Consider the following 26557-nt stretch of genomic DNA (forward strand, 5'->3'; position numbering starts at 1 on the left):
ACGGAGCGCAGGTGTGGGAAATGCACAGGGAATGAGGAGTCGATGCGGGCAGGCAGAGCGTCTGAGCTCCTGACCGATCTCACCGGCCCCCTGACCCGTCGCAGCTGCCTCACCCACGTCGAGCAGCGCCCTGCGAGGCCCGGGCGGCAGGGCAGCTTCCCCGACTGGACCGACCCTCGCCTGCTCGAGCACTTGGCCGAGCGCGGGATCACCGCTCCGTGGATCCACCAGGAGCAGGCGGCGCAGCTCGCCCATGACGGGACGAACGTGGTCCTCGCCACGGCGACCGCCTCCGGCAAGTCCCTCGCCTATCTGCTGCCCGCGCTCACGGCTGTCGGGGCGCGGGAGCTGGAGCCGTCGGCGCGCCGCTCGACCGTGCTCTACCTCTCGCCCACGAAGGCGCTCGCCGCCGATCAGCTCACCAACATCACCGCCATGGCCGACGGGGCGGGCATCCGTGACGCCCGCGTCGCGGTGTATGACGGGGACACCCCGACCGAGCAGCGGCGGTGGGTGCGCCGGCACGGCACCATCGTGCTGACGAACCCCGACATGCTGCACTTCGGGATCCTCCCCGGCCATGAGCAGTGGGCGAGCTTCTTCCGTGCGCTGCGCTATGTGGTCATCGACGAGTGCCACAGCTATCGGGGCGTGTTCGGCAGCCACGTGGCGATGGTGGTGAGGCGCCTTCGCCGGATCGCCGCCCACTACCGGGCCGAGCCCACGTTCATCCTCGCCTCCGCGACGACCGCGACCCCGGAGCTGTCGGCGAGCAGGCTGATCGGTCAGGACGTCACCGCGGTGACCGAGGACGGCTCCCCGCGGGCCGGGTTGACGATCGGCCTCTGGGAGCCGGGGACGATCGCCCGCGTCGACGGGCGGGGTCCGATGACCGCCGGACGTGTGGATGACGGGGGCACGGACCTGCGCGCGGGAGCGGGTGCGGACACAGAGGTGGATGCGGGCACTGACCCGGAGGACGATTCGGCGACGGGCGGCACGCGTCGGCGCTCGTCCGAGGAGCCGTTGCGGCGCTCGGCCACCAGCGAGGCCGGCGCGCTGCTGGCCGACCTCGTCGAACGGGACGTCCAGACTCTCGTCTTCGCACGCTCCCGGCGCGGGGCGGAGCTGGTCTCCAGCGGCGCGCGGCGTCTGCTCGAGCAGAAGGCCGAGCACACCTTCTCCCCGCAGCTGGCGGACAGCGCCCGACGGGTGGCGGCGTACCGCGGCGGGTACCTGGCACGTGAGCGCCGGGAGCTGGAGGACTCCCTGCGCTCCGGGGAGCTGAAGGCCCTGGCCTCGACGAATGCCCTCGAGCTGGGGATCGACATCGCGGGCCTGGACGCGGTGGTGATCGCCGGCTGGCCCGGGACCCGCGCCTCCCTGTGGCAGCAGTTCGGCCGCGCCGGCCGACGCCAGGATCGTGACGGCGGCGCGCTGGCGCTGTTCGTGGCGCGAGAGGACCCGCTGGACACGTACGTCGTCCACCATCCCGAGACCGTCTTCGGCGCAGAGGTGGAGGCGGCGGTGTTCGATCCGGGCAACCCCTACGTGATGACGCCCCATCTGTGCGCCGCCGCCTCCGAGCTCGCCATCCGGGACGGGGAGGAGGGCATCTTCGGCCCGAGCGCGCGGGAGCTGCTGACCACGCTGGCGGCCCGGGGCGTGCTGCGGGCGCGACCCACGGGCTGGTTCTGGACGATGACTGAATCCGCCCACGAGCTCACCGATCTGCGAGGCAGCGGCGGGGAGCCGGTGCGGATCGTCGAGGAGTCCAGCGGCACCCTGCTCGGCACCGTCGATGCGGCGAGCGCCCATACCCAGGTCCACGACGGCGCCGTCTATCTCCACCAGCGCACGAGCTATGTGGTCAATCATCTCGACGTGGAGCGCGCGGTCGCCTTCGTGCACCGGGAGGACCCCCTGCATTCCACCCACCCGCAGTCGACGTCCACCGTGCGCATCCGGCAGACGGACCGTGAGGTCGAGTGGTCCGGTGGGGTGCAGCTGTGCTTCGGCACGGTGGATGTCACCGATCAGGTCACCGGCTATCAGGTGCGGGACGTGTTCACCCAGGCTGTGCTCGCCCAGCACCCGTTGGACCTGCCCCCGCGCACCCTCACCACGAAGGCGGTGTGGTGGGTGATCCCGCGGACGACCACCGACAGCGCGGAGATCCCCGGGGAGGAGCTGCCCGGCGCCCTGCATGCCGCCGAGCATGCGGCGATCTCGATGCTCCCGCTGCTGGCGACCTGCGACCGCTGGGACATCGGCGGGCTCTCCGCCGCCCTGCACGAGGACACCGGGGAGCCGACGATCTTCGTCTATGACGGCGCGCCCGGTGGAGCAGGCTTCGCCGAGCGCGGGGCCGATGACGCCGATGCCTGGCTGCGGGCGACGGCCGACATGATCTCCGAGTGCGGGTGCGAGGCGGGCTGCCCCGCCTGCGTGGTGTCCCCGAAGTGCGGCAACGGCAACGAGCCGCTGTCGAAGCGTGAGGCCGAACGCCTGCTGGGCCTGCTCCATCCCTGAGGTCGCCGGGCTCATGGCTGGTCTCGCGAGACGGGAAGATCCGTAGGGCCTGGGCCGGGGCTGGGGCTGGGTCCTGGGCCGGCGCGGGCGTGGGCGGTCGCGGGGGGCAGCGGGGACGCCTCGACCTGGACCTGCACGAGCACATCCCACTCGCGCAGCTCGCACTGCAGCAACTGGGCGCCGTTGCGGGTGGCGGCCTCGGCGGCGATCGCGCATGGCTCGCCGCTGGCGGCGGCCAGGGAGTCGGCCCCTGCCAGCGCGGCGAGGTCCGCAGCCGTCACGGCGCGTGAGTGCGCCACGGTGCCGGTGCCCAGGAGGGACAGCCCGGCCACCACCGCGGTGGCGGCCCCCGTCCAGGCGAGCACTCCGGCCGCGCCCGTGCTCATCCGTCACCGCCGCTGATCAGATGTGGCTCCCGGCGTGCTTCGGCGTCAGCGCTCAGCTCCCAGTGGGCCCCGCCGAGATAGCCGGAGGGGGCCTCGAGCGAGCGGGAGGTGTCCACCCGTACCCATGCCCCGGCACCGGAGATCTGCACCTGCGTGCCGGGCCCGCCGATCCGCTGCGCCGTGGCGACCGCAGCAGCAGAGTCCTCCCCACGAGCCATCTCGCGTGCGGCCCCTCGGGCGGCGCTCTCGAGACGGAGCTGTGCCCCGAGCCCGGCACCGGCGAGCAGGATGACGACGACCATCATCACCACGACGGGCAGCACGATCGCCGTCTCCGCCGTGGCGGACCCCCGGTCGTCCCGCAGACGGGACGACCGGGCGGACCGCGGCATCACGACCCCATCGACAGCGCAGAGGTGATGATGCCCATCAGGAGCTCGCGCACCTCTCCGGAGGCCAGCAGCGCGACCAGGACAGCGGCGAACCCGCACGCGGCGAGGACCGTGATGGCGTACTCCGCGGTGGAGGCGCCGGTCTCGTCGCGCATCACGCGATCGAGGGAGCGGCGCATCCGGTTCTTCGTGGCGGACATGGTGTTCTCCTACTCTTCGTGGGCGGTGGGCACCGCCCGGTGGCGAGCGGCGGGCGCCGCTCGGTTCGGACCGTCGTATGGCGGTCCGGGTAGGCAGCCGTGGCTGCCCGGCGTCGACCCGGGAAGGGACCGACGCACGGAGGGAGCCCTGCTCACGACGGAGCGCACGGCGGGGTGCGCGATGGCGCACACGACGGAGCGCTCGGCGGGGCGAGAAGGGGCAGAGCAAGGGCAGGGCACGGGCCGGGTGGACGCCCGGCTCATAGCGGGGTGCCTCCCGTCGTGGTGAGGGCGATAGTGCCCCCGAGCAGGGAGATCACCGTCGGGATGATCCCGAGGACCACGAAGGCGGGAAGCAGCGCCACCCCGGTGGGCAGGACGAGGCGCACCGCGAGCTGGGCCGCTCGCACCTCGGAGTCCCGGGCCCGGCCCCGGCGGGCGTCCCGGGCGGCGGAGCGCAGCACCCGGGAGAGGTCGGCGCCAGCCGATTCGGCGAGGATCGCGGATTCTCTGAGCGCGGCGAACTCCGGGGGCAGGTCCGCTGTGGCGAGCTCGGGGGCGAGCCCGGCCTCGAGGGCCGTCGCCGCTCGGGTGAGCGATTCGGCGTCGGGCCCAGCAGCGAGGGCCTGGGCGACCGAGCGGACGGAGCGCGCCAGCGGCAGCCCGGATTCCAGCGCCCCGGCGATCAGCTCGAGCACCACCGAGGGATCCACACGCTCCGTCGACGGGGGATCGGCCCGACGGATCAGCCGCTGCATCCACCACCACCCCAGGCCCGTCAGCGCGATGCCGAGAGCACCCAGCAGGTTCCCGGCGGGCGAGTCGATCAGCAGGCGCAGCGGATCACCCCCGAGCAGCATGCCCAGCCCGAGACCGGCCAGAGGCAGGACGAGCAGGATCCGGGCCGTGGACCGCGGGCCAGTGAAGGCGCTGCGGCGTGCCTGGGCGGCATCGTGCAGGTCGCGCAGGGCCTCCGCCAGGCTCTGCAGCAGTCCGGAGGTGGGCGCGCCGGTGCGTTCGGCCACGGCGAGCGCAGCGCCCAGGGAGCTGATCGCCTCGGAGGAGGCCAGAGTGCCTGTGGCGGCGCGTCGAGGGTCGGCGCCGGCGCCCGCCGCACGTGCCAGGTCGGTCAGCTCGCCCGCTGGGAGCGAGCGGGCGACGGCGCTCCATGCCTGCCGGAGACCGGCGCCGGAATTGATCACCGTGGCCAGCTGCTCCACCATCCTGGCGACCTCGAGGCGCCCGGCGGCTGCCCGCCGGTTCCGCCCCGGTCGGGCCCGGGGCCCGATGGCGAGGGGCGGGGGAGCGGCGCCCCAGGCCACCGCGAGCGTGGTGAGGAGAGCCAGCACCGTGAGAGCCAGGAGGAGGGTCATGCCGCTCTCCTGCCGGAGCGGTGGGACCCATGGGCCGATGTCCCCTGGGCGCCCTCGTGAGCGCCCTCGTGGACGTCACCGGTTCGCGCGTCGAGCTCCGGGAGCGAGGACAGGCCGGATGCCGTGGGGCTCGTCGGCGTCTCGGGTCGAGCCGGCCCGTGCTCCGGGGCGGTGCGGCCGAGCCGGGCCGCGAGCGCCGAGGCGGCCGGGCCGTCCCGGAGCTCCGCGCCGTCCATGTGCCAGGCGGTGGTCGCCCGGAGCATGCCGTCGTCGGCGCGATGGAGCAGGGCGATCTCTTCCAGGACCCGCCGCCCCGTGCGGCGGCCGAGGTGGATCACGACCTCGAGAGCGCTCGCGACCTGTGCGGCGAGGGCGCTGCGGTCCAGCCCGCCCAGGGCGCCGAGGGCCTCCAGACGGGCGGGGACGTCGTGCGCCGTGTTGGCGTGGACCGTGCCGCAGCCTCCCTCGTGGCCGGTGTTCAGGGCTTGCAGCAGCTCCTGGATCTCGGCGCCCCGGCACTCGCCGAGCACGATCCGGTCCGGTCTCATGCGCAGGCTCTGACGCACCAGGGCGACGAGGTCCACGGCTCCCGCGCCTTCGCTGTTCGCATGACGGGACTGCAGGTGCACGACGTGCGGATGATCCACGGCCAGTTCCAGCACGTCCTCGACCACGACGATCCGCTCGCCGTGCGGGACCTCTCGCAGCATGGCGGCCAGCAGCGTGGACTTCCCGGTCCCGGTTCCTCCGGTGACCAGGAACGGGAGGCGAGAGGCGATGATCGCGAGCAGCACGTCCCGGCCGTGCGTGCCGAAGGCGCCGAGCGCCTCGAGCGCTTCGAGATCGAGCGCGTCGCCGCCGGGCAGGCGCAGCGACACGATCGCACCACCGGGAGACAGCGGCGGGAGCACAGCGTGGAGGCGGATCCCCGAGGGCAGATGCGCATCCACCCAGGGCACGGCGTCGTCCAGGCGGCGACCTCCGGAGGTGGCCAGGCGCACTGCGAGATCGCGGGCCTGCTGTGGGCCCAGGTGCAGATCGGCAGCATGCAACCCGTCCGCATCGTCGATCCAGACCGACCCGTCGTCGTTGACCAGGAGGTCGGTGACCCCGGCGGAGACCAGGGGCTGCAGTGGGCCGAGCCCATCGATGTGGTCGCGGATGCGGGCGGTGAGATCGAGGGTCGCGGCCGCGCCGAGGACCCTGCCCTGGCGGCGAAGAGCCTGAGCGACGCGCGGGACGTCGACCACTCCTGGGCTGCGGACCAGGTCCTCACGGACGAGATCTATGAGAGGTGCGAGTGCCTGATCAGGACCGACCCTCGTCGCCGGGCTCATGACCGGCTCTCCGCGAGCAGGCGCTGCAGCAGCCGGCGCGCTGCCCGGTCGGCGCCTCGACGGCGCACGTCGAGCAGCGGTACGGCGCCCCGTGGGCCGTCGCGGAAGGAGGCCGCCAGCGGGAGCGCGAGGTCATCGGCGACCTCGGCAGGGGTCAGAGGTCCCCGTCGGCGCACGACCACCTGGGTGATGGCGTCGGGGAGGCGCCAGGTACGCAGCCTGCGCGCGGCGGCACGCACCGCATGATCGGAGGCCGGGACGACCAGGAGGAGGTGATCGGCATGCTCTGCCGCGACCGGCACCAGGGCGTCGGCCAGGTCCACGACGACGGTTCCCCCGAGCGGGGTCAGCGCGGAGAGGACGCGTGACAGGGCGGGCGGTTCCGGCCCGAGCTGGGCCCGGGATCCCAGCAGCCCGATCTCGTCGATCTGCGGAAGACCGTCCCGCAGCGCGACCCCGTCGTCCGGACCGAGGCCGGCCGCGTCCTCCCAGGAGATGCCGGACGCGTCGGTGCCCTCGACCAGGAGGTCGAGGCCTCCTCCCAGAGGGTCCGCATCGATCAGGACGACGGGTCCGGAGGGCCGTGCCGCAGCCGCCAGCCGGGCGGCGAAGCTCGAGGTGCCGGCGCCGCCGCATCCACCTGCCACGGCGATCACCGTGGAGGCCGCGCGAGGCCGGGCGAGCTCGGTCAGCTGGGAGAGAAGCTCCTCGGAGCCGTCAGGGAGGGCGAGCACGGCGCGGGCACCGGCGGCCAGCGCCCGCTCCCACAGTGCGCGGGGCACGTCGGTCTGCGAGGTCACCACCAGCAGGGGGAGGCGGCCCGGGGCGGCGGGTGCCGTGTCCCCTCCGAGCGCGACGTCGTCGGTCACCAGGCACCTCACCGCAGCGTCTCCGGCGGTGTCGAGGAGTTCGATGCCGACGGCGGTGGCGTGGTCGCGGACCAGCTCCTGCAAGGCCGGATCCGCGCCGACCCAGAGCGCTCGCGGAGCAGCCCCGTCGGCCGAGGCGGGAGGGGTCGGTGAGGCTCCGGGGAAGCGTGCGGGCCGGCGCACCGGGCTGCCGGTCGGTGCGCCCGCAGGGATCGCTCTCGCGCCGCTGTCGAGCACCTCGGAAGCGGACGCGATGGCTCGTCGAGATGGTGCTGAGGTGCTGGTCATGCCGTCATCGTGGACGCCCTGCGGTGCTCTGTGCAGGGCTGGCCCAACGGCGGTGGACAACCACCCTCTGGGGAGGAAAGGACGGCGGAGGGACACCGGGGCCGAGGGCTTGCGTGCCCCTCAAGTCCAGCGTAGTGTGATCTGCACAACACGAATACCGGCACCGGAACCCACGTGCGACTGGTCCCCGCAACGGACCGGCTGTGAGGCGTCGAAAGCGCCACCGCAGCCAAACACTTTGCACGCCTGATACCGATGCTCACGGATCGTGCGGAGCGGTGTCGCGAGTGATCGCGACACCGCTCCATCATTCTGCGCCGGGCGATTCCGCCGCCCCTCAGGGCGACGCCCTGGCATCACGGCGAGGCCCTGCCGCGAAGGCGACGCCCGGCCGTACCGCGCGGAGTCAGTGCCCGCCAGAGACAGGGCTCCTCGAGCTCACGGTCGGCGCCGGATTCACGGACCGCCTCTCGAACCCGCCACGGGCCTCCTGGGGCCGCGGGCGGCGTCCGAACCCGCGGGCGGCGTCCCGGGCTCACCGCTCTGTGAGCCCGGTTCCGCTCCGTCTCAGAAGTCCATGTCTCAGAGATCCAGATCGACCACGACGGGCGCGTGGTCCGAGGCGCCCTTGCCCTTGCGCTCTTCGCGGTCGATGAAGGATCCGGTCACCGCCGACTGCACCGCCGGGGAGCCGAGCACGAAATCGATGCGCATCCCTTCCTTCTTCGGGAACCGCAGCGCCTGGTAGTCCCAGTAGGTGTAGACGCCGGGGCCCTCGTGGTCAGGTCGTACCACGTCGGCGTAGCCGGCGTCGACGATCGAGCGGAACGCCGACCGCTCGGGCTCGGTGACGTGCGTCTTCCCCTCGAAGGCGTCCATGTCCCACACGTCCTCGTCGAGCGGGGCTACGTTGAAGTCGCCCACCAGCACGGTGCGGGAGGCCTCATCGGCGGTGAGCTCGCGCTCGCCCTCGGCGCGCAGCGCCTCCAGCCATCGCAGCTTGTACGCGTAGTGGGGATGGTCCACCTCGCGGCCGTTGGGCACGTACAGCGACCAGATCCGCAGCCCGTCGCCGACGACCCCGCTGAGCGCGCGGGCCTCGACCACCCCAGTCTCGTCCTCGGGATAGCTGGGGACCGCCGGCAGCTGGGTCTGCACGTCGCTCAGGCCGACGCGCGAGATCAGGGCGACCCCGTTCCACTGGTTCAGGCCATGAGCGCTGACCTCGTACCCGGCGTCCTGCAGCGCCGTGAGGTCCAGCTGCTCGGGCTTGGCCTTGGTCTCCTGCAGAGCGAGGACGTCGACCTCGTGACGCTCCAGGAAGGCGAGCACACGGTCCATCCGTGCCCGCAGCGAGTTGATGTTCCAGGTGGCGATACGCATGCCCACGATCCTACGGGGCGCGGGACGGTGCAGAGCGGGCCTCGGGACGCTCCGGGCAGTCGTAAGATATGCCCATGGCGCGCGCACTCGTGACCGGTTCGACATCAGGACTGGGTCTGGAATTCGCCTGGCAGCTGGCAGGCACAGGTCATGATCTCGTGCTGGTCTCACGGGATGAGGACCGGCTCCATGCTGTGTCCGAGCAGATCCGCGACGTCCACGACGTCCGTGTCGAGATCCTCCCCGCGGACCTCTCGGAACGGGAGCGGCTGGAGCGGGTCGCGGTCCGTCTCACCGATCCCGTCGACCGGATCGATCTGCTGATCAACAACGCCGGCTACGGACTGCGCGGAGGCTTCCTCGACATCGGGGTCGAGGACCATGAGAAGCAGATGGACACCCTCATGAAGGCTGTCCTGGTGCTCTCCCATGCCGCAGCCCGCACCATGGTGCAGCGGCGGCGCGGCGCGATCCTCAACGTGAGCTCGCTGGCGGGCTATACGACAGCCGGCCCGTACGCCGCCTCCAAGAGCTGGGTCACCGTCTTCACCGAGTCGCTCGCGATGGAGCTCAAGGGTACGGGCGTCACCGCCACGGCCCTGCTGCCCGGATTCGTGCAGACCGAGTTCCATGAGCGCGCCGCGATGTCCATGGACGGCATGCCCCGCGTCACCTGGTTGAAGGCGCCGTTCGTGGTCGAGCAGGCCCTCAAGGACACCGCCAAGGGCACCGTGCTGTCGATCCCCTCGGTCAAGTACCGGACCGCCGGGGAGTTCTCCCGGATCGCGCCCAGGCCGCTCATCCGGGCGATGACCTCCCCGAACTGGTACCGCCGGTTCCAGCAGCGGGCAGTGCTCCAGTCCCAGCGGAAGGCGTCCCGCCGCGCGCTCCGGGCGCCGTGGCAGCGGGACGACGAGACATGAGGACGAGGCATAAGGACTAGGCACAGGGCGGACGGTCGACAGGAGGGGAGGCGGCACGGTCCATTATCCTGTCCGTATGCGCCAGACCACCTCAGCTCCTGACCCGTCCGCCCCGATCGATGTCGCGCGTGAGCGGTTGCGCGAGCTGATCCGTGACCTCGCCGTGGTGCGCGGTCACGTCATCCTCTCCTCGGGCGCCGAGGCCGACCACTACGTCGACCTGCGCCGCATCACCCTGCACCATGAGGCGGCTCCGCTCGTGGGTCGCGTGATGCTGGATCTGCTGCGCCGCGAGGGCCTCGTGCCCGGCGTCGAGGCCGTCGGCGGGCTCACCCTCGGCGCGGATCCCGTCGCCACCTCGATCATGCATGCGTCCGCCTACGACGCCGCAGCGGGCGGCTCGGGCGCCCCGCTGGACTCCTTCGTGGTGCGCAAGGCCAACAAGGCCCACGGCCTGCAGCGTCGCATCGAGGGCCCCGAGGTCTCCGGGCGTCGGGTCATCGCCGTCGAGGACACCTCCACCACCGGCGGCAGCGTGCTGACCGCCTGTGAGGCGCTCACCGAGGCCGGTGCGGACATCGCCGCGGTCGCGGTGATCGTGCACCGTTCCGAGGCGTCCCGTGAGGCCGTCGAGGCCGCCGGGTACCGCTACCTCTACGCCTACGACATCTCCGAGCTGGAGATCTGACCGCGCCGGTCCAGCAGATCGCGCCTGCCCAGCAGGTCTCGTCTGTCCAGCGGCTCTCGTCTGTCCAGCGGCTCGCACCCGCCCAGCGGGTCCCTCAGACCTGATCGGCGGAGAAGGTGTCGCAGGATGCCACGGTGCCCTCCTGATAGCCGGTGGTGAACCACGCCCGTCGCTGCTCCGAGGAGCCGTGGGTCCAGGTCTCCGGGCGGACCTCGCCACCGGCGACGTCACCCTGGATGTGGTCATCGCCCACCGCGCTCGCCGCGGACAGCGCGGAGTCGATGTCGTCCTCGGTGAGCGGGGACAGCATCGTCTGGCCGTTGTCGTCGGTGGAGGTCGAGGCGTGATTCGCCCAGACCCCGGCGTAGCAGTCGGCCTGGAGTTCGAGCCGCACGCCGTCGGACTGCGGCCCCGTGCTCTGACGATCCAGCCCATCCATCGTGCCGGACAGGTTCTGGATGTGATGGCCGTACTCGTGGGCCACGACGTACATCTTCGCCAGCTGGCCGCCGTCGGCCCCGTACTGCGAGCTCAGGGAGTCGAAGAAGGAGACGTCGACGTACAGGGTCGAGTCGGCGGGGCAGTAGAACGGGCCGACGTCCGCCGTCGCCGCACCGCACCCGGTCTGGACCGTGCTGTCGAAGATCGCGCCCGTGGGCTCGACGAAATCGATGCCGGACTCCGGGGCGAGCTGTGCCCACAGGGAGTCCGCGGATTCGACGGTCGCCTGCACCAGGCAGTCGTCGCGCTGGTTGGCGTCCTCGCCGGTCTGGCACTCTTCCAGGGCACCGCCCTCGGCGACCGGGCCCTGCTGGGTGGTCGTGGGATCGGATCCACCGAGCAGATCGAGCGGGTTGCCGCCCATGACGATGTAGATCACCAGGATCACGACCAGCACGCAACCGCCGCCGCCGCCGAGCTTCAGGCCGCCGCGCCCGCGGCCCCCAGGGCGGAAACCGCCGGGGCGAAAACCACCACCTCCCCCGCCGCCACCTGCGCGGGAGACGTTATCTGAGCGGATCTCCGCGTTCGGGTTGAAGGTCATGGCGACAGAGTAGACCGCGGCGGCGCCGTGGTCAGGCGGAACAGTATTCGTGAAGGTCCTGCGCAACCGGGCATGCGGTGCCACGTCAGAGGATTTTCCGCATCTAGCATGGGTGGCGGGGCGGCACCCTGCTCCGCGCGAGGCGACGTGACGCCGGCCGGAGCATCCGACCAGGCGTTCGGCGGCACCCCGCTCCCGGTACGCCGCCACGACCGATCCGCCGCTGATGGCCGGTCCGCACACGGAGGAGATCTGCATGAACATCGTCGACTGGGCTGTCAGCACCATGGACACCCTCGGCGCCCTGGGTGTGGGCCTGCTGATCTTCCTCGAGAACGTCTTCCCGCCGATCCCGTCCGAGGTGATCCTGCCCCTGGCCGGCGTGGCCGCGGCCGGTCCGAACCACAACTACTGGGCGATGCTGATCGCCTCGCTCGTCGGATCCCTGGCCGGGGCATGGCTGCTGTACGGACTGGGCCGGCTGCTGGGTCCGGTGCGCCTGCGCACCATCTTCCTCAAGCTGCCGCTGCTGCACGTGAAGGACTACGACAAGACCGTCGACTTCATGGACAAGCACGGGCACAAGGCCATCTTCTTCGGCCGCATGGTGCCCGGGGTGCGCTCCCTGATCTCGATCCCGGCCGGCCTGTATGCGATGCCGCTGTGGACCTTCAGCCTGCTCACCCTCGCCGGCAGCGCCATCTGGAACACCGTGTTCGTGACCTTCGGGTACTACCTGGGCAGCAACTGGACGGTGATCGAGCCCTACACCGACATCTTCTCCAACGTGGTCTACGCGATCATCGCCCTGATCATCCTGGTGTTCGCGGTCCAGATCATCCGCCGCGAGGTCCGGCGCCGCAAGCTCGGGCTCCCGGACCCCGACGAGGAGATCCTCGAGCACGAGCAGGAGCAGGAGAGCGCCGAGGGCGACCCGGGCTCCGGGGCGGCCCGGTGACTGCGGAGTCCGGGACGCCTCCCGAGCCCCAGCCATCCCCCGAGTCGCCGCTGACCCCCGAGCCCCAGCTGGCCTCCGAGATCCCGTCGGCCTCCGAGCGCGTGGTCGGCGTCGGCCCGCACCCGCGCCCGTGGCCGGAGGGCGACCACTTCGATCCCGAGCTCCTGGCCGCCGGCGACCGGCGCAACGTCGAGGACCATTTCCGGTACTGGCGGCGCGAGGCGATCATCGCCGAGCTCGACACCCATCGCCATGAGCTGCATGTCGCGATCGAGAACCTCGAGCACGACGCGAACATCGGCTCGGTGGTGCGCACGGCGAACGCCTTCGCGGTGGGGGCGTTCCACATCGTCGGCCGACGTCGCTGGAACCGGCGCGGCGCGATGGTCACCGACCGCTACCAGCACGAGATCCACCATCCCGACGCCGCGCATCTCATCGCATGGGCCCGGGAGCAGGGGCGACCCCTCGTGGTGATCGATCTGGTGCCCGGGGCGATGCCCCTGGAGCGCACGGCGCTGCCTCGCAACGCCCTGCTGGTGGTGGGCCAGGAGGGCCCCGGAGTGAGCGCCGAGATCCTGGACGCCGCGGACCTCGTCGTGGGCATCACCCAGTTCGGATCCACGCGGTCGATCAACGTGGCCGCGGCGGCGGCGATCGCGATGCACAGCTGGATCCTGCAGCACGCGGAGATCCCCGACCTGCCCCTGCGCTGAGGGCGGTGTCCGCCAGGGACCTCCGACCGGTGGTCGCCCAGCGCACTGTGGAACAATGGGCACGATCGAACGACCCTGCGCGGCAACTCCACGCCGCCGGTCGTCTCAGACCCTCTTCAGCGAAGGAGAATGCCCCATGGCAGTCGCAACCCCGGATCAGTACGCAGAGATGATCGACCGCGCGAAGGCGGGCAAGTTCGCCTACCCGGCTGTGAACGTCTCGAGCTCCCAGACGGCCATCGCCGCCCTGCAGGGCTTCAGCGATGCGAACACCGACGGCATCATCCAGGTGTCCTTCGGCGGCGCCGAGTACCTCTCCGGTTCCACCGTCAAGGACCGCATCGCCGGTTCGCTCGCTCTCGCCGAGTTCGTGCACGCGGTCGCCAAGAACTACCCGATCAACGTCGCGCTCCACACGGACCACTGCGCCAAGGAGGTTCTGCCCACCTGGGTCGAGCCCCTGATCGAGTGGGACCTCGAGAACCGCGTGAAGAAGGGCCTGAACCCGCTCTTCCAGTCGCACATGTGGGACGGCTCCGCCGTGCCGGTCGACGAGAACCTCGAGATCGCCGAGCGTCTGCTCGAGAAGTCCGTCGAGGCCAAGAAGATCCTCGAGATCGAGGTCGGCGTCGTCGGCGGCGAGGAGGACGGCGTGGTCGCCGATGTCGATGGCGACAAGCTCTTCTCCACCCCCGAGGACGGCCTGAAGACGGCCGCGAAGCTCGGCCTGGGCGAGCGCGGTCGCTACCTGACCGCCCTGACCTTCGGCAACGTGCACGGCGTGTACAAGCCGGGCAACGTCAAGCTGACCCCGTCGATCCTGCTGGACATCCAGAAGGCCGTCGGCGCCGAGTACGGCAAGGACATGCCGTTCGACCTCGTCATGCACGGCGGCTCGGGCTCCTCCATCGAGGAGATCCAGACCGCCGTCGACAACGGTGTCATCAAGATGAACATCGACACCGACACCCAGTACGCCTTCACCCGCCCGGTGGTCTCGCACATGTTCGAGAACTACAACGGCGTCATGAAGGTCGACGGCGAGGTCGGCAACAAGAAGGCCTACGACCCGCGCGCCTGGGGCAAGAAGGCTGAGGCCGGACTGGCCGCACGCCTGGTCGAGGCGGCGGAGAACCTTCGCTCGGCCGGCACCCACGTCTGAGCAGCCATGAGCTGAGCCGCCTCCAGCCAGGCGGCACGACGCATGAGAGAGGACCCCGGAGCCACGGCTCCGGGGTCCTCTCTCATGCAGTTCGCGACGAGCTGCCGGGGGTCACCAGCGGTTGCCGGCGGCGCGCCCCATGACTCGCTTCAGGGCGGGCAGCACATCGGCGAGGAAGACGCCGGCGATCACGATCCCGATGAGCATGAACAGCATCGACGTGCCGCCGCGGCCGATGGGATAGGGCAGCGAGAGGAAGCCGAGCAGCATGGCCACGCCCGTGAGGACGCACCAGAACACCTTGGTGCGCTTGCTCGCGGCGACGTAGGCGTCGGCGCGGAAGCGCAGGGCGTTCACGAACGCCCAGACCTCCACAGCCAGCAGGGCCAGGGAGAGCACGAGGAAGATCCACATCTGGATGACAGCGACCATCGGATCAGGATACGGGGGCCGGCTGGGCGGATCCCGGATCCCGGATCCCGGATCCCGGATCAGCGTCGGCGGTCCGGATCCGAGCGGTCCGAGATCAGCAGCTCGATCGCCTCGGTGGTGGCCGGCGGCTCCAGGGCTCGCATCTCCTGCGTCATCGGCCTCGGACCGATCGCATCGCCATCGGCGGCGACGACCAGGCTCGGCAGGAACTGTTTGGCCTCGACGGAGGTCAGACCGGTCGCCTGCAGCAGGTCGATCGCGAGGGAGCGCAGCTGGATCGCCAGGGTCACGCCCTCGAAGTGCCCGGCGCGGCCGGGCCGGACGCCCTCGTCGTTGCGCAGGAGCATCTCCGGAGTCAGGTACGAGCAGAACAGGCGCAGCTTGCGGCGTGCCGTGGTGAAGTCGACCTCGTCGTGCGCGACCGCGGCGGCCAGCTCCGTGACGGCATCGCGTGCGGCCAGCAGCGCATCGGCCAGCGTGGAGTGCGCATCCCCGTGCACGGCATCGAGGAACTCGGTCTCCCGTCGGGCGATCACCCGCATGTTGCGCATCGCCCGGTCGGAGCCGATCAGCAGGTGCTCGAGGCGCCCGACGTCGCCGGCATGGCGCAGCCCGGTGGGGGAGAAGGTCGCCATCTCGTTGGCGACGTCGTTCGCGAGCATCCACTCATCGGTGTACTTCTGGGAGGTGTCCCGGATCGACACCAGCGCCGCCTGGGCGACGCCCCGGTCGCCGCTGCGCGCGGCCAGGGCCAGCGAGACGAGGGTGTCCTCCAGCTCCTGGTAGAAGGAGATCGCGGCGCGGCTCTGCAGGCGTCGCGGGTCCCCGGAGAGCAGCAGATGGATGATGATCGCGACCACCACACCCGTCACGGCATCCAGCACCCGGCCGCCCGGGGTCATCCCGGGCGTGATGGGCATGATCATCACCAGCAGCGACTGGATGGCGGTCTGGAAGCCGAAGAGGTTCGACTTGTCGATGAAGCGTGCCGTCATCCCGGCGCAGAACACGACCACGAGGATCTGCCAGGTGCCGGATCCGATCACGGAGCGGGCGACCTCGCCCAGCAGCACCCCGAACATCACCCCGGAGGCCATCTCGACGATCTTGCGCATCTTCTTCTCGATGCCGAAGCCGATGATGATGAAGGCGACGATCGAGGAGAAGAAGGGGAACTCGTGGTTCCAGAGCAGGCCGCTGATCGCATAGGCGAGCGCGGCGGCGACCGCGGCGCGGCCGACGGTCAGGACGTCATTGCGGCCGCGGCTCAGGCCGGTGCTGAACCAGCCGACGACCGCGCCGCGGGCCCGCTCGAGCCGTGACGGGTGGGAGGCGCTGCTCGGGCTCATCGCCGCACCGGATCCTCGAGCCGCATCTGCAGCAGGTCCTCGAGGTTGAAGGTGTCGCCGTCGCGTGCACCGCGACCTACCACCAGCGGTGCGAGGGTCGGCTCGGGGGAGGAGCCCTGCAGCCGTGCCCGCAGCCCGCCCTCGACCCGCATCACGTAGTACCGGCCCTCGGCGTCCACGGCCAGCGACTGGTCCTGCTTGAGGTACCAGCCCTCGAGCGCGGTGCGGATGCTGCCGGAGCCGGTGTAGGGCTTCGCGCGCAGCGGGATCGGGGCGATGCCGGCCGCGCGGAACTGCTCGATCGCCGCTCGGATGATCGCGGTGGCCTTCTTGTGCTCGGCCTGCCGGGCGGCGTGCAGCGCTCGCTCCTTGACCGCGAACACCTCCTGCCGGTGTCGGGTCCAGTCCTGCTGGTCGCCCTGTGCATTCATGCGATCCATTGTTCCAGGTCCGCGTGACGAGCGCTCGGGGAAGCCGTGGCCGGGCCGTGCGAATCCTGTGGTGGGGACGTGCACGCGCCGGAAGATGTCAGCGTCCCGGCGTGGCTCCGAGCTTGGCGGTGGCCGGGCGTTCGCCGTGGTCGCGCTGGACCACGATCGGCTCCTGGGAGGCGTCGAGCCAGATCGACGCCTCGTCCTGGTCGTCGGACGCGCCGATCACGACCTGCACCGACAGGGCCGCATCCAGCGGGACCGCACGACGCACCACGGCGAGGGCGATCGGGCCGAGGTCCGCATGCAGCGCCGCGGAGGTGACGGTGCCGACGAGCTTGCCGTCGGACCCACCCAGGCGCACCTCTCCGCCCGGCGCGGCGGGCACGTCCCGGGAGCCGTCGAGGTGCAGCATCACCAGGCGGCGTGGCGGCTGCCCGAGGTTCAGGACCTTCGCGACGGTCTCCTGCCCCCGGTAGCAGCCCTTGGTGGTGTGCACGGTGGTGCGCAGCAGATCCAGCTCATGGGGGATGGTGCGCTCGTCGACCTCACGGGTCGCACGGGCGCGATGATCGGCGATCCGCAGCGCCTCCCAGGAGCTCATCCCGGCCAGGTGCTCTGCGCGCCACGGCAGCCCGGGCAGGAACTCGGACTCGAGCACGGTCAGCACGGCGCCGACGGGATCCTCCGGATCCGGGCCGTACGCCACGCCGCCCGGGGCGACCTGCGGCCAGGCCTCGGACCAGACGGCGACGGGATCGGGAAGGCCGAGCTCCGGAAGCACCTCGGCGGCGGGTGCCAGGGCGCCGAGGACGCGCAGGTCATCACGGTCGATCAGCTCGACGCGCGCCGCGAAGCGCATCATCTCCAGGTAGGTGCGCAGGCCGGCGCGCCGCCCGGCGTCCAGCACCAGCAGCAGGGCGTCCTCGTCGAGGACGACCGCCGAGGCGAGGTGCTCGACGCGACCCTGCGGGGACAGCACGGCGAGACTCGAGGACGAGCCGACGGGGGTCCCGGCCAGAACCTGCGAGGTGATCGTGGTCATCCAGGAGCGGGCATCCGCTCCCCGCACCTCGAGCACCTCGAACTGGCCCAGGTCGACGACCGCCCGGTGATCCAGCAGGCGGCGCTGCTCCCGCAGCGGCGCACCGTAGTGGGCGGGGACGGCGGCATCGGGGCCCTCGCCGAGCACGGCCCCCGCGCTCAGAAGACGGGGAAGGGGTGAGGACGGATCAGGCACGGTTCAGCTCCACGGAGAGGTAGGGGGCCATGGTCGACCCCTCGGTGTCGGTGGCGGGGACCAGGTGCTCCCACAGCCACATGAGGCGACCGTTGATGTACCCGAACATCCGGGTGTCGGTGACCTCGGCGCCCTCCTGCGCGGCACGGGCGAGCTGGATGCGTGGTCCACGGACCTCGCCGGCCCAGCTCTCCTCGGCGCCGTCGCGGCGCTCGAAGCGCGCCTGCAGCGCATGGGACACGAAGGCGGCCGGGTCGCCGGGCGTGGCGGCACGCGCCGCGGCGAGGTCCTGACCGGGGACGGCGTCGCCGACGGACCAGATGCCGTCCTCGCGCATCAGCAGCGTGCGCTCGCCGGATCCCGCGGGGGCGGGCGCAGCGGCGTCGTCCCGGGCGAAAGCGCTGGTGGGCGGCAACGGTGCGGGGTCGTCGACCTCGTGGATCGTGGACCGCCAGGCCAGGGTGCCGTCCTCACGGGCGGTGCAGACCAGCTGCTGTTCGATGCGACGGTCGGGAACGTCCGTGTCCCCGGGGCGATGCACCGCACCCTCACCCGTCCAGGTGCCCACCAGCCAGGCCAGCGGGTACAGCGATTCAGGGAGCGAGGTGTCGAGCGAGATGGGCATGGGGGCTGCTCAGACGATCAGCGGTTGAACAGGCGGGTGAGCACGAGGATGGCGAAGGCCAGGGTTCCGAGGCCCACCAGGACCACCAGTGCGATGAAGAACAGGGAGAGAGCGCTCATACCCGGAGTCTATCGCCCCGGATCGACCCGTGAGGCATGGGTGGTGACCGGCACAGATCAGGGGATGAGGATCACGGCGAGGTGGGCGACCACGCCGATCGTCGCCACGGGGACGGCACCCACCGCCAGTGACGGAAGCGGTTCCTTCGCGACGAGCGAGGAGCCGACGAGGAGCTGTGTGCAGGCGGCACCGATCGCGGTCAGGAGCCCGGCACCGATCGCGATCGGCAGCGCGATCCCGGTCAGGCTCGTGGCGAGCAGGGCGGTGATGCCGGTGCCGGCGGCGAGGGCGACCACGAAGCGCAGCGTGGCCGGCATGGGGGCGATGTTGAGCAGGAGCGTCGCCGCCAGACCCGCGGTGATCGACGCGACCAGGCCCTCGCGGCCCAGCTGGACGGCCTCCACCTGGGCGATGACCCAGCAGGCCGCGGTGCCGGTGAGGAACACGCCGGCGACCGTCCCGGTGAGGGAGGCCGTGAGCTCACGACGATCCGCGCGGAGCATCTGCTGGACGAACGCCGCGAACACGCCGATGGCGCAGACCATCAGGATCCCGGACACGGGCGTGAAGCGCTCAGGGGCGGAGACGGCGACGGCGGCGCCCGCGATCCCGACCGTGGTGATCACGATCCGTGTGCCGAGGGCGGAGGGAAGCTCCAGGAGGTTGGGCCAGCCGATGCCCGCCAGCAGAGCGATCGCCCCGACGGCGATGCCCATCAGGACGGGCGAGGCGGGGCCGGTGAGGGAGACCAGGGTCAGCAGGAGCGCGAGAGCGGCGCTGAGCGGGGCGCGCTCGGGAGCGGTCATGATGCCTCCCTCGCACTCGGTTCCGGTCTCTTCGCAGTCGCCGACGAGCGTGGTCGGACGGGCGCTACAGTGTCAGTCTACGAGTGCCCGCAGGCAGGGGCATACTCGGCACCTCGTTCTGATGCTCGGAAGGACCTCATGATCACGACGGCTGCCTTGTCGCAGACCCACCGCGACGCGGCCCGTGACCTGCTCGATACGGTCACCGCCCACGATGGAGTCGCCCCTCTGGATGAAGCGGCACGACTCGCTGTCGCCGGGGGAGACGCACACCATCTCCTCCTCGAGCACGAGCCGACGGGAGAGACCGACGGCGATCGGCTGCTCGGCTACGCGAGCGTGCTGACCGACGGCACGGTCCAGGGCATGGTCCATCCCGCGCACCGCCGACGCGGGCACGGCACCGCGCTGCTGCAGGCGGCCCTCGACCTGCACGACGAGCCCGGCGTGTGGGCACACGGTGCGCTCGAGGGGTCCCTCGCGTTCCTCGCCGCCGCCGGTCTCCAGGAGACCCGTCGGCTGCTGACTTTGCACCGCCCGCTCGACGCCGATCATCCCCTCGCTCCGGTTCCCGCGCCGCGGCTCGAGGGGCTGCACCTGGATGCCTTCGACGCGGACCGGGACGCGGACCGCTGGGTCCAGGTCAATGCTCTCGCCTTCGCCGACCATCCCGAGCAGGGCGCCCTGACCCGCGCCGATCTGGACCAGCGCATGGCCGAGCCCTGGTTCGACCCCCAGGACATGGTGGTGGCGCGCTACGAGGGAGAGCTGGTCGGCTTCGTCTGGATCAAGCGCCAGGCGCCCGAGCAGGCCGCGGAGGGCGGCGCAGAGCCGACGGATGTCCAGCCGTCGGACGCGGAGATCTACGTGGTCGCGACCGACCCCTCGATGCAGGGGCACGGCGTGGCCGGCTTCCTGCTGGCGGCGGCGCTGGAGCGGTTCCGGACCGCCGACGTGCCGGGCGTCGAGCTGTACGTCGAGGCCGACAACGCCCCGGCGCTGCGCCTGTACGAGAACTGGGGCTTCGTCGTCTCGGGCCGCGACGTGCAGATGCGTCCGACAGGGAAAGGCTGATCGATGCGCGTTGCTCCCGGGAAGCCGCCCCCCGTCCTCGCCGCCGGTGCCCTCACCTGGCGCGAGGGGAAGAAGGGCCTCGAGGTGCTGCTGGTGCACCGGCCCCGCTACGACGACTGGTCGATCCCCAAGGGGAAGCTCGACAAGGGGGAGACCTTCCCCGAGGCCGCCGTGCGCGAGGTCGTCGAGGAGACGGGGTACCGGGTGCGTCTGCACCGCCCCCTGCCGGCCGCGGTGTACCTCTTGCCCGACGGTCGCACCAAGATCGTGCAGTACTGGTGCGGCACCGTGCGGGCGAAGTCGGCCCCCGGCCCCGTGGATGCCCAGGAGATCGACGAGGTGAAGTGGGTCCGTCTGGACGCGGCCGAGAAGCTGCTGACCCGTCAAGGGGACCAGGTCTGCTTGGCGACCCTGCGTCGTTTCCAGCAGGACGTGGAGCTCGTGACCGTGCCGATCATCGTGCAGCGGCACGGCGCGGCCCGTTCCCGCGCGAAGTGGCGCAAGGGGGAGGCGAGCCGCCCGCTGAACTCGAAGGGCCGCAAGCAGGCCCTCGCCCTTCCGCCGCTGATCGACGCCTTCGATCCCCGCAGCGTGCTGAGCAGCCCGTGGGAACGCTGCGTGTCCACCATCGAACCGCTGGCCCGGGTGGAGGGCCTGAAGATCCGCACGAAGGACGAGCTCACCGAGCACGCGCACCAGGAGCACCCCTCCCGGACCCGTGCCGTGATCGAGCGAGTGCTGCACGAGGGTCGGGGCACCGTGGTGTGCACCCACCGCCCGGTGCTGCCCACGGTGATCGGTGCCGTACGGGCCGTCGCGCAGGCGAGCGCGGCCCTCGAGCTCCCGAAGTCGAACCCGTTCCTCGCCGCGGGCGAGGCGCTGATGCTGCATACGACGCCGCAGGGAGCGGTCGTCGCGATCGAACGGCACCTGCCCAACATCGAGTGAGCGGTCGCCGCCGCGGCAGGGCGAGGGGACGCCGCAGCGAACGGACGCCGCGGCGCGAGAACGCGGTGACGTGAGAACGCCGTGACGAAGGCCGACGGACGAGGGACGAGGGACGACGGACGACGGACGAGGGGACGATCAGCATGAATCAGTGGGACGTGAACTCCGGAAGGTCTGACGACCGGGGGTACCCCGAGAACCAGGGGACGAGCTGGGACGGGTATCCGGCTGCCGACCCCTACGCGACGGGACACCTCCCTGAGGGGCAGCACGTGGAGGGACCGCGCGAGACCGATCCCTACGCGGTCGTCCCGGAGGGGTCCGTCGGCCCCTCTCCCTACGACCCCTCTCCCTACGGCCCCGCTTCCGTCTACCCGGGGACCGGCTATCCGGGTCAGCCCGGGACAGGCCTCGCCGGAGGGCCCCAGCACGCCGGCTACCCGGGCGGGCTGTACGCCCCGCTGCCCGCGACCTCGGGGTCGGCGATCACCGGATTCATCCTGGGGATCCTCTCCTTCCTCCTCTGCCCCGGACTCCTGGCTCCCGTCGGCATCGTCTTCTCGATCCTCGGGATGCGCGACACCTCACCTACGCGCGGCACTCCCCGCGGCGGCCGCGGCCTTGCCATCGCCGGCTTGGTCCTCAACATCCTCATCCTCGGGATCCTCCTGCTGATGGTGCTGCTGTTCGTCATCCTGGCCGCCGTGGAGTCGGCCTGAGCACTTTCCGCTCACCTCGTGATCGCCTCCTGGCCAGCCCGTGGCCACCGGGGCCGGGTGCCGCCGTGCACCAACTGTGACCTGATCGTCCTTACCCCCTGACCTGCGAGTTCATGGGGACTATCGGGCTGTTCATCTGGAGTTCATGCAAGGGCGGGCGCGGTGTCACCTGCGCTCCTTAGCGTCAGCGGCGTCAGACATCCCCGCACGACGTCTCCACATCTTCTCGGGCCCTCGGCCCCCGAAAGGACCTGCAGTGAACGTTCGCAAGAACAAGCTCGTCTCCCTCGCCGCGCTCAGCCTCGTCGGCGGTCTCGCCCTCTCCGCCTGCGGCGACTCCTCCGGCGCCGGGAGCGACGGATCCGACGGCGGCGGCGCCGCCGCGGGCGGCGGCTACGCCGAGCTGACCGGCAACCTCGCCGGCTCCGGCGCCTCCTCGCAGCAGAACGCGCAGACGGCCTGGACCGAGTCGTTCATGGGTCTCACCCAGGCCGAGGGCGGCGACCTCACGGTCACCTACGACCCCACCGGCTCCGGCACCGGCCGCGAGCAGTTCCTCAGCGGCCAGGTCAAGTTCGCCGGCACCGACGCAGCCCTGGAGGAGGAGGAGCTCGCAGCCTCCGCCGAGGTGTGCAACGGCGAGCAGGCCTTCGACCTGCCCGTGTACATCTCCCCGATCGCCGTGGTCTTCAACATCGAGGGTGTCGACTCGCTGAACCTGTCGCCCGAGGTCATCGGCGCCATCTTCGCCGGCGACATCACGAACTGGAACGACCCGAAGATCGCTGCGGACAACCCCGACGCCACGCTTCCTGACCTGGACATCGTCCCGGTGCACCGCTCCGACGACTCGGGCACCACGGAGAACTTCACCGAGTACCTCTCCGAGACGGCCCCCGATGCCTGGACCCACGGTCCGATCGAGACCTGGCCGATCGAGGGCGGCCAGTCCGGTGACGGCACCTCCGGCCTGATCTCCACCGTCGAGGGCGGCAACGGCACCATCGGCTACGCCGACGCCTCCCAGGCCGGCAACCTCGGCACCGCCGCCATCAAGGTCGGCGGCGAGTTCGTCGAGTACAGCGCCGACGCCGCGGCCAAGGCCGTCGACGTCTCCCCGCGTGCCGAGGGCCGTGAGGACAACGACATCGTCGTGGACCTCGATCGCACGACCGAGGAGGCCGGCACCTACCCGATCGTCCTGGTCTCCTACCTCGCGCTGTGCGGCTCCTACGCCGACTCCGCCGAGGGCAACGCCGTGAAGGCCTACGCCTCCTACCTCGTCTCCGAGGAGGGCCAGCAGGTTGCCGCCGAGAACGCCGGCTCCGCGCCGCTGTCCTCCGAGATGTCCGCCGAGGCCCAGAAGGCGGTCGACGCGATCTCCGTCGGCTGATCACTTCTCCTGCGCGCGGGTGTGCCGCCCGGCCGGTCCTGGCCCGGCGGCACACCCGCGCCACCGCCCCCCACTCCGTGAGCTCCGAGGAAGGCCCCTGTGAGCACCACTGACGTCACGCCGAAGACCCCGGAGGCGACCTCTCCCTCCATGGCGAGCAGCCGCCGCCGCATGGGCGACTCGGTCTTCTCCGCCCTGAGCATCGGCTCGGGCCTCCTGATCTTCGTGACCCTCGCCCTCGTGGCCGTCTTCCTCACCACCGAGTCGATGCCCGCCGTGATGGAGAGCAAGGAGATCATCGGGGATGCCTCGGCGTTCTCCCTCCTGGAGACCACGCTCCCGCTGATCTTCGGCACGATCCTCGCCGCGGCGATCGCCCTGGCCATCGCGATCCCGGTCTCGATCGGCATCGCGCTGTTCATCTCGCACTATGCTCCGCGGCGGCTGGCCTCCGGCCTGGGATACATGATCGACCTGCTCGCGGCAGTGCCGTCGGTGGTCTACGGGCTCTGGGGCGGCATCTGGCTGGTCCCCAAGCTCGAGCCGCTCTACCTCTTCCTGAACTCCACCCTCGGCACCTGGCCCTCCTGGCCCGGCTTCGTGCCTTTCGTGGGCGGCGAGCCGGTCGTGGCCCTGTTCGCCGGCGACCCCACCGCCCCCATGCGCAACCTCGCTTCCGCCGCGATCGTGCTCGCCGTGATGATCCTGCCGATCATCACGGCCGTGGCCCGCGAGATCTTCCTGCAGACCCCGCGCCTGCAGGAGGAGGCGGCTCTCGCCCTCGGCGCCACCCGCTGGGAGACCATCCGCACCGTGGTCCTGCCCTTCGGCAAGTCCGGCGTGGTCGCCGCCTCGATGCTGGGCCTGGGCCGTGCGCTCGGCGAGACCATGGCCGTGCTGATGATCCTCGCGCCCGGCGCGACGTTCTCGTTCCACATCCTCGAGGTCGGGATGCACCAGTCGATCGCGGCGAACATCGCCTCCAAGCAGGCGGAGGCCTCCGGCACCGACATGTCGCTGCTCATCTTCACCGGCCTGGTCCTGTTCGTCCTGACCTTCATCATCAACGCCCTTGCCCGCTGGATCGTCGCCCGCAGCGGCGTCAAGAGCTGAGGTCCCCATGACAACCACGAGCACCAAGGGCCCTGCGGCCCCGCCTGAGCAGACCGGGTCGCCGGTCCTGCGGCGACCCCACGACGAGCGCCGTCTGCCCTGGTTCCACCTGGTCCTCACGGGCCTGGCCGGGCTGCTCGTCGCGGTCGCGCTGCTGGCGATCTTCGATTCGCTCTCGATCCCTGCGGCGATCCTGCTGGGCTTCGTCCTCCACCTGGCGTTCGGGTACCTCTACTCCCGGATCCGTGAAGGGCGACGCTGGGCGACTGATCGGCTGATGACCCTGGTGGTGATCGGTGCCTTCGCGATCGCCATGTTCCCGTTGGTCTCGCTGCTCTGGGCCGTCATCGGCCGGGGCCTGACCCGCGTCCTCGCCGCAGCCCCCTCGCCCTTCGCCTTCTGGACCACCGACATGTCCGGGATCATCGGCGGCGCCGAGGCCGGAGGCGTGGTCCACGCGACCATCGGCACCCTCCTGATCACCCTGTGGGCCTCGATCATCTCGATCCCGATCGGCCTGTTCACCGCGATCTTCCTGGTCGAGTACGCGGACCAGGGCTGGCGCCGGGTGCTGGGACAGGGCGTCACCTTCCTCGTCGACGTGATGACGGGCATCCCCTCGATCGTCGCGGGCCTGTTCGGACTCGCCCTGTTCATCGCCTTCATGCCCGACCAGAGCGTGCGCATGGGCATCATGGGCGCGGTCGCCCTGTCGCTGCTGATGATCCCCACCGTGGTGCGCTCGAGCGAGGAGATGCTGCGCCTGGTCCCGATGGATCTGCGCGAGGCGTCCTATGCGCTCGGCGTCCCGAAGTGGCTCACCATCGTCAAGGTCGTGCTGCGCACCGCGATCGCCGGCCTCACCACCGGCATCACCCTCGCGATCGCCCGGGTGATCGGCGAGACGGCCCCGCTGCTGCTCACCGTGGGCATGGTGACCTCGGTGAACTGGAACATGTTCGACGGCCGCATGGCCACGCTGCCCACGTTCATCAACCAGCAGTACCGGGCCGGCAGCGCCAACTGCATGAACGACACCGTCACGAACCCGGTCACGCAGGAGGTCTACGCCTGCTCGATCACGACGAACATCGATCGTGCCTGGGCCGCGGCCTTCACCCTGATCGTCATCGTGATGGTGCTCAACATCGTCGCCCGACTGGTCAGCTACTACTTCTCCCCGAAGCTCACCCGCTGAGCCGTCGCTCCACCCGAAAGGACCCCTGATGGCAGCCCCTCAGCCGATCAACGTCGAGGACCTCAACATCTACTACGGCGACTTCCTGGCCGTGGAGGGCGTCGACGTCCAGATCCGCCCCCGCTCGGTGACCGCCCTGATCGGGCCCTCCGGCTGCGGCAAGTCGACCTTCCTGCGCACGCTGAACCGCATGCACGAGGTGATCCCCGGCGCCTACGCGCAGGGCAAGGTCGAGATCAACGGCGAGAACATCTACGACCCGCGCGTCGACCCGGTCAACGTGCGCCGTCGCGTCGGCATGGTCTTCCAGAAGGCGAACCCCTTCCCGACGATGTCGATCCGCGACAACGTGCTGGCCGGCGTCAAGCTCAACAGCCGACGGATCTCCAAGAGCGCGGCCGAGGAGCTGCTGGAGGGCTCCCTGAAGGGCGCCAACCTCTGGAACGAGGTCAAGGACCGCCTCGACAAGCCCGGGATGGGTCTCTCCGGCGGCCAGCAGCAGCGCCTGTGCATCGCCCGCACCATCGCGGTCAAGCCCGAGGTCGTCCTCATGGACGAGCCCTGCTCGGCGCTGGACCCGATCTCCACCCTCGCGATCGAGGACCTCATCCACGAGCTGAAGGAGGAGTACACGATCGTGATCGTCACGCACAACATGCAGCAGGCATCCCGCGTCTCGGACCGCACCGGCTTCTTCAACATCGCGGGCACCGGCAAGCCCGGTCACCTGATCGAGATCGACGACACCCAGCAGATGTTCACCAACCCCTCGAACAAGCAGACCGAGGACTACATCTCCGGCCGCTTCGGCTGATCCTGCCGATGGGCCGTGGGTGTCCACCCAGGGTCTGACATCA

27 protein-coding genes are annotated in these 26557 nt (G+C 70.9%); 13 read left to right on the forward strand and 14 right to left on the reverse strand.

Going from position 1 to position 26557, the window contains the following annotated elements; translation table 11 throughout:
* Positions 1-42: 42 nt before the first annotated feature.
* Positions 43-2532, forward strand: coding sequence for a DEAD/DEAH box helicase (locus tag ABD093_RS01300; RefSeq protein ID WP_193118226.1), 2490 nt, complete (start codon positions 43-45; stop codon positions 2530-2532).
* A gap of 11 nt (positions 2533-2543) precedes the next feature.
* On the opposite strand, the gene ABD093_RS01305 is transcribed toward ABD093_RS01300, so the two are convergent.
* The 7 genes from ABD093_RS01305 to ABD093_RS01335 all read right to left on the reverse strand — a co-directional run bounded on the left by ABD093_RS01305 (position 2544) and on the right by ABD093_RS01335 (position 8760).
* Positions 2544-2918, reverse strand: coding sequence for an Rv3654c family TadE-like protein (locus tag ABD093_RS01305; RefSeq protein WP_343922010.1), 375 nt, complete (start codon positions 2916-2918; stop codon positions 2544-2546).
* A complete protein-coding gene (locus tag ABD093_RS01310) occupies positions 2915-3310 on the reverse strand; it encodes a TadE family type IV pilus minor pilin (protein ID WP_343922011.1) in 396 nt (131 codons plus the stop codon). Before ABD093_RS01310 ends, ABD093_RS01305 begins: the two co-directional genes overlap by 4 nt.
* Entirely contained in the window at positions 3310-3510 is a 201-nt protein-coding gene (locus tag ABD093_RS01315; protein WP_193118223.1) for a DUF4244 domain-containing protein, read from the reverse strand. Before ABD093_RS01315 ends, ABD093_RS01310 begins: the two co-directional genes overlap by 1 nt.
* Positions 3511-3770: 260 nt before the next feature.
* A complete protein-coding gene (locus tag ABD093_RS01320) occupies positions 3771-4883 on the reverse strand; it encodes a type II secretion system F family protein (RefSeq protein WP_343922012.1) in 1113 nt (370 codons plus the stop codon).
* A complete protein-coding gene (locus tag ABD093_RS01325; protein ID WP_193118221.1) occupies positions 4880-6220 on the reverse strand; it encodes a TadA family conjugal transfer-associated ATPase in 1341 nt (446 codons plus the stop codon). The genes ABD093_RS01320 and ABD093_RS01325 overlap by 4 nt, the downstream gene beginning before the upstream one ends.
* Complete coding sequence (gene ssd / locus ABD093_RS01330; protein WP_193118220.1) at positions 6217-7377, reverse strand: septum site-determining protein Ssd; 1161 nt, start codon at positions 7375-7377, stop codon at positions 6217-6219. Before ssd ends, ABD093_RS01325 begins: the two co-directional genes overlap by 4 nt.
* Positions 7378-7959: 582 nt before the next feature.
* Complete coding sequence (locus ABD093_RS01335) at positions 7960-8760, reverse strand: exodeoxyribonuclease III (RefSeq protein ID WP_193118219.1); 801 nt, start codon at positions 8758-8760, stop codon at positions 7960-7962.
* A gap of 74 nt (positions 8761-8834) precedes the next feature.
* Here ABD093_RS01335 and ABD093_RS01340 point away from each other — a divergent pair, with 74 nt between their 5' ends.
* Together ABD093_RS01340 and ABD093_RS01345 are read left to right on the forward strand one after the other, a co-directional pair.
* A complete protein-coding gene (locus tag ABD093_RS01340) occupies positions 8835-9683 on the forward strand; it encodes an SDR family NAD(P)-dependent oxidoreductase (protein WP_193107330.1) in 849 nt (282 codons plus the stop codon).
* A 76-nt stretch (positions 9684-9759) separates the two neighbouring features.
* Positions 9760-10371, forward strand: a complete 612-nt coding sequence (locus ABD093_RS01345) for an orotate phosphoribosyltransferase (protein ID WP_193107329.1) — start codon at positions 9760-9762, stop codon at positions 10369-10371.
* A 94-nt stretch (positions 10372-10465) separates the two neighbouring features.
* Here ABD093_RS01345 and ypfJ read toward each other — a convergent pair whose 3' ends face one another.
* Entirely contained in the window at positions 10466-11416 is a 951-nt protein-coding gene (gene ypfJ, locus ABD093_RS01350; RefSeq protein ID WP_193118218.1) for a KPN_02809 family neutral zinc metallopeptidase, read from the reverse strand.
* 256 nt (positions 11417-11672) lie between these two features.
* On the opposite strand from ypfJ, the gene ABD093_RS01355 reads away from it, so the two are divergent.
* The 3 genes from ABD093_RS01355 to fbaA all read left to right on the forward strand — a co-directional run bounded on the left by ABD093_RS01355 (position 11673) and on the right by fbaA (position 14252).
* On the forward strand, positions 11673-12374 hold the full coding sequence (locus ABD093_RS01355; protein ID WP_343922013.1) for a DedA family protein: 702 nt from the start codon (positions 11673-11675) through the stop codon (positions 12372-12374).
* 50 nt (positions 12375-12424) lie between these two features.
* Positions 12425-13090 carry a TrmH family RNA methyltransferase gene (locus ABD093_RS01360; protein WP_377802393.1) on the forward strand — a complete coding sequence of 222 codons (666 nt, stop codon included), beginning with the start codon at positions 12425-12427 and terminating at the stop codon, positions 13088-13090.
* 136 nt (positions 13091-13226) lie between these two features.
* The gene (gene fbaA / locus ABD093_RS01365; RefSeq protein WP_343922014.1) at positions 13227-14252 is read left to right on the forward strand and encodes a class II fructose-bisphosphate aldolase; all 1026 of its coding nucleotides are present in this window, start codon (positions 13227-13229) and stop codon (positions 14250-14252) included.
* A 111-nt stretch (positions 14253-14363) separates the two neighbouring features.
* Here fbaA and ABD093_RS01370 read toward each other — a convergent pair whose 3' ends face one another.
* The 6 genes from ABD093_RS01370 to ABD093_RS01395 all read right to left on the reverse strand — a co-directional run bounded on the left by ABD093_RS01370 (position 14364) and on the right by ABD093_RS01395 (position 19255).
* Positions 14364-14684, reverse strand: coding sequence for a DUF2516 family protein (locus tag ABD093_RS01370; protein WP_193118958.1), 321 nt, complete (start codon positions 14682-14684; stop codon positions 14364-14366).
* A 59-nt stretch (positions 14685-14743) separates the two neighbouring features.
* A complete protein-coding gene (locus tag ABD093_RS01375; protein ID WP_343922015.1) occupies positions 14744-16033 on the reverse strand; it encodes an FUSC family protein in 1290 nt (429 codons plus the stop codon).
* Positions 16030-16464: a hypothetical protein gene (locus tag ABD093_RS01380; RefSeq protein WP_193118960.1), complete on the reverse strand. Its 435-nt coding sequence runs from the start codon at positions 16462-16464 to the stop codon at positions 16030-16032. The genes ABD093_RS01375 and ABD093_RS01380 overlap by 4 nt, the downstream gene beginning before the upstream one ends.
* Positions 16465-16561: 97 nt before the next feature.
* On the reverse strand, positions 16562-17704 hold the full coding sequence (gene ygfZ / locus ABD093_RS01385; protein ID WP_343922016.1) for a CAF17-like 4Fe-4S cluster assembly/insertion protein YgfZ: 1143 nt from the start codon (positions 17702-17704) through the stop codon (positions 16562-16564).
* Complete coding sequence (locus ABD093_RS01390) at positions 17697-18329, reverse strand: heme-binding beta-barrel domain-containing protein (RefSeq protein ID WP_343922017.1); 633 nt, start codon at positions 18327-18329, stop codon at positions 17697-17699. The genes ygfZ and ABD093_RS01390 overlap by 8 nt, the downstream gene beginning before the upstream one ends.
* Positions 18330-18505: 176 nt before the next feature.
* On the reverse strand, positions 18506-19255 hold the full coding sequence (locus ABD093_RS01395) for a hypothetical protein (protein WP_193118963.1): 750 nt from the start codon (positions 19253-19255) through the stop codon (positions 18506-18508).
* Between the two features lie 138 nt (positions 19256-19393).
* On the opposite strand from ABD093_RS01395, the gene mshD reads away from it, so the two are divergent.
* The 7 genes from mshD to pstB all read left to right on the forward strand — a co-directional run bounded on the left by mshD (position 19394) and on the right by pstB (position 26514).
* Positions 19394-20329 carry a mycothiol synthase gene (mshD, locus tag ABD093_RS01400; protein WP_343922018.1) on the forward strand — a complete coding sequence of 312 codons (936 nt, stop codon included), beginning with the start codon at positions 19394-19396 and terminating at the stop codon, positions 20327-20329.
* Positions 20330-20332: 3 nt separating this feature from the next.
* Complete coding sequence (locus ABD093_RS01405; protein ID WP_193118965.1) at positions 20333-21277, forward strand: NUDIX hydrolase; 945 nt, start codon at positions 20333-20335, stop codon at positions 21275-21277.
* 143 nt (positions 21278-21420) lie between these two features.
* Positions 21421-21996 (forward strand): DUF4190 domain-containing protein, encoded by a 576-nt coding sequence (locus tag ABD093_RS01410; RefSeq protein ID WP_193118966.1) that lies wholly within the window; start codon positions 21421-21423, stop codon positions 21994-21996.
* A 256-nt stretch (positions 21997-22252) separates the two neighbouring features.
* Positions 22253-23389: a phosphate ABC transporter substrate-binding protein PstS gene (pstS, locus tag ABD093_RS01415; RefSeq protein ID WP_193118967.1), complete on the forward strand. Its 1137-nt coding sequence runs from the start codon at positions 22253-22255 to the stop codon at positions 23387-23389.
* Positions 23390-23488: 99 nt separating this feature from the next.
* Positions 23489-24502 (forward strand): phosphate ABC transporter permease subunit PstC, encoded by a 1014-nt coding sequence (gene pstC, locus ABD093_RS01420; RefSeq protein ID WP_319021683.1) that lies wholly within the window; start codon positions 23489-23491, stop codon positions 24500-24502.
* A gap of 7 nt (positions 24503-24509) precedes the next feature.
* Positions 24510-25700, forward strand: coding sequence for a phosphate ABC transporter permease PstA (gene pstA / locus ABD093_RS01425; protein WP_193118968.1), 1191 nt, complete (start codon positions 24510-24512; stop codon positions 25698-25700).
* A gap of 28 nt (positions 25701-25728) precedes the next feature.
* Positions 25729-26514 (forward strand): phosphate ABC transporter ATP-binding protein PstB, encoded by a 786-nt coding sequence (gene pstB, locus ABD093_RS01430; RefSeq protein ID WP_343922019.1) that lies wholly within the window; start codon positions 25729-25731, stop codon positions 26512-26514.
* The last annotated feature ends 43 nt before the right edge of the window (positions 26515-26557 follow it).

This window comes from Brachybacterium tyrofermentans (assembly GCF_039526165.1).
GTDB lineage: Bacteria > Actinomycetota > Actinomycetes > Actinomycetales > Dermabacteraceae > Brachybacterium > Brachybacterium tyrofermentans.

Excerpts from the sequence above, each read along its gene's own strand:
- ABD093_RS01320 (WP_343922012.1), bottom strand. The coding sequence starts at position 4,883 with ATGACCCTCCTCCTGGCTCTCACGGTGCTGGCTCTCCTCACCACGCTC.
- ABD093_RS01375 (WP_343922015.1), bottom strand. The coding sequence starts at position 16,033 with ATGAGCCCGAGCAGCGCCTCCCACCCGTCACGGCTCGAGCGGGCCCGC.
- ABD093_RS01405 (WP_193118965.1), top strand. The coding sequence starts at position 20,333 with ATGCGCGTTGCTCCCGGGAAGCCGCCCCCCGTCCTCGCCGCCGGTGCC.
- pstB (WP_343922019.1), top strand. The coding sequence starts at position 25,729 with ATGGCAGCCCCTCAGCCGATCAACGTCGAGGACCTCAACATCTACTAC.
- ABD093_RS01300 (WP_193118226.1), top strand. The coding sequence starts at position 43 with ATGCGGGCAGGCAGAGCGTCTGAGCTCCTGACCGATCTCACCGGCCCC.
- ABD093_RS01325 (WP_193118221.1), bottom strand. The coding sequence starts at position 6,220 with ATGAGCCCGGCGACGAGGGTCGGTCCTGATCAGGCACTCGCACCTCTC.
- ABD093_RS01340 (WP_193107330.1), top strand. The coding sequence starts at position 8,835 with ATGGCGCGCGCACTCGTGACCGGTTCGACATCAGGACTGGGTCTGGAA.
- ABD093_RS01380 (WP_193118960.1), bottom strand. The coding sequence starts at position 16,464 with ATGAATGCACAGGGCGACCAGCAGGACTGGACCCGACACCGGCAGGAG.
- ABD093_RS01390 (WP_343922017.1), bottom strand. The coding sequence starts at position 18,329 with ATGCCCATCTCGCTCGACACCTCGCTCCCTGAATCGCTGTACCCGCTG.
- ABD093_RS01335 (WP_193118219.1), bottom strand. The coding sequence starts at position 8,760 with ATGCGTATCGCCACCTGGAACATCAACTCGCTGCGGGCACGGATGGAC.
- ABD093_RS01345 (WP_193107329.1), top strand. The coding sequence starts at position 9,760 with ATGCGCCAGACCACCTCAGCTCCTGACCCGTCCGCCCCGATCGATGTC.
- ypfJ (WP_193118218.1), bottom strand. The coding sequence starts at position 11,416 with ATGACCTTCAACCCGAACGCGGAGATCCGCTCAGATAACGTCTCCCGC.
- ABD093_RS01395 (WP_193118963.1), bottom strand. The coding sequence starts at position 19,255 with ATGACCGCTCCCGAGCGCGCCCCGCTCAGCGCCGCTCTCGCGCTCCTG.
- ABD093_RS01355 (WP_343922013.1), top strand. The coding sequence starts at position 11,673 with ATGAACATCGTCGACTGGGCTGTCAGCACCATGGACACCCTCGGCGCC.
- ABD093_RS01410 (WP_193118966.1), top strand. The coding sequence starts at position 21,421 with ATGAATCAGTGGGACGTGAACTCCGGAAGGTCTGACGACCGGGGGTAC.
- ssd (WP_193118220.1), bottom strand. The coding sequence starts at position 7,377 with ATGACCAGCACCTCAGCACCATCTCGACGAGCCATCGCGTCCGCTTCC.
- ABD093_RS01370 (WP_193118958.1), bottom strand. The coding sequence starts at position 14,684 with ATGGTCGCTGTCATCCAGATGTGGATCTTCCTCGTGCTCTCCCTGGCC.
- fbaA (WP_343922014.1), top strand. The coding sequence starts at position 13,227 with ATGGCAGTCGCAACCCCGGATCAGTACGCAGAGATGATCGACCGCGCG.
- ABD093_RS01305 (WP_343922010.1), bottom strand. The coding sequence starts at position 2,918 with ATGAGCACGGGCGCGGCCGGAGTGCTCGCCTGGACGGGGGCCGCCACC.
- ABD093_RS01310 (WP_343922011.1), bottom strand. The coding sequence starts at position 3,310 with ATGCCGCGGTCCGCCCGGTCGTCCCGTCTGCGGGACGACCGGGGGTCC.
- pstA (WP_193118968.1), top strand. The coding sequence starts at position 24,510 with ATGACAACCACGAGCACCAAGGGCCCTGCGGCCCCGCCTGAGCAGACC.
- mshD (WP_343922018.1), top strand. The coding sequence starts at position 19,394 with ATGATCACGACGGCTGCCTTGTCGCAGACCCACCGCGACGCGGCCCGT.
- ABD093_RS01315 (WP_193118223.1), bottom strand. The coding sequence starts at position 3,510 with ATGTCCGCCACGAAGAACCGGATGCGCCGCTCCCTCGATCGCGTGATG.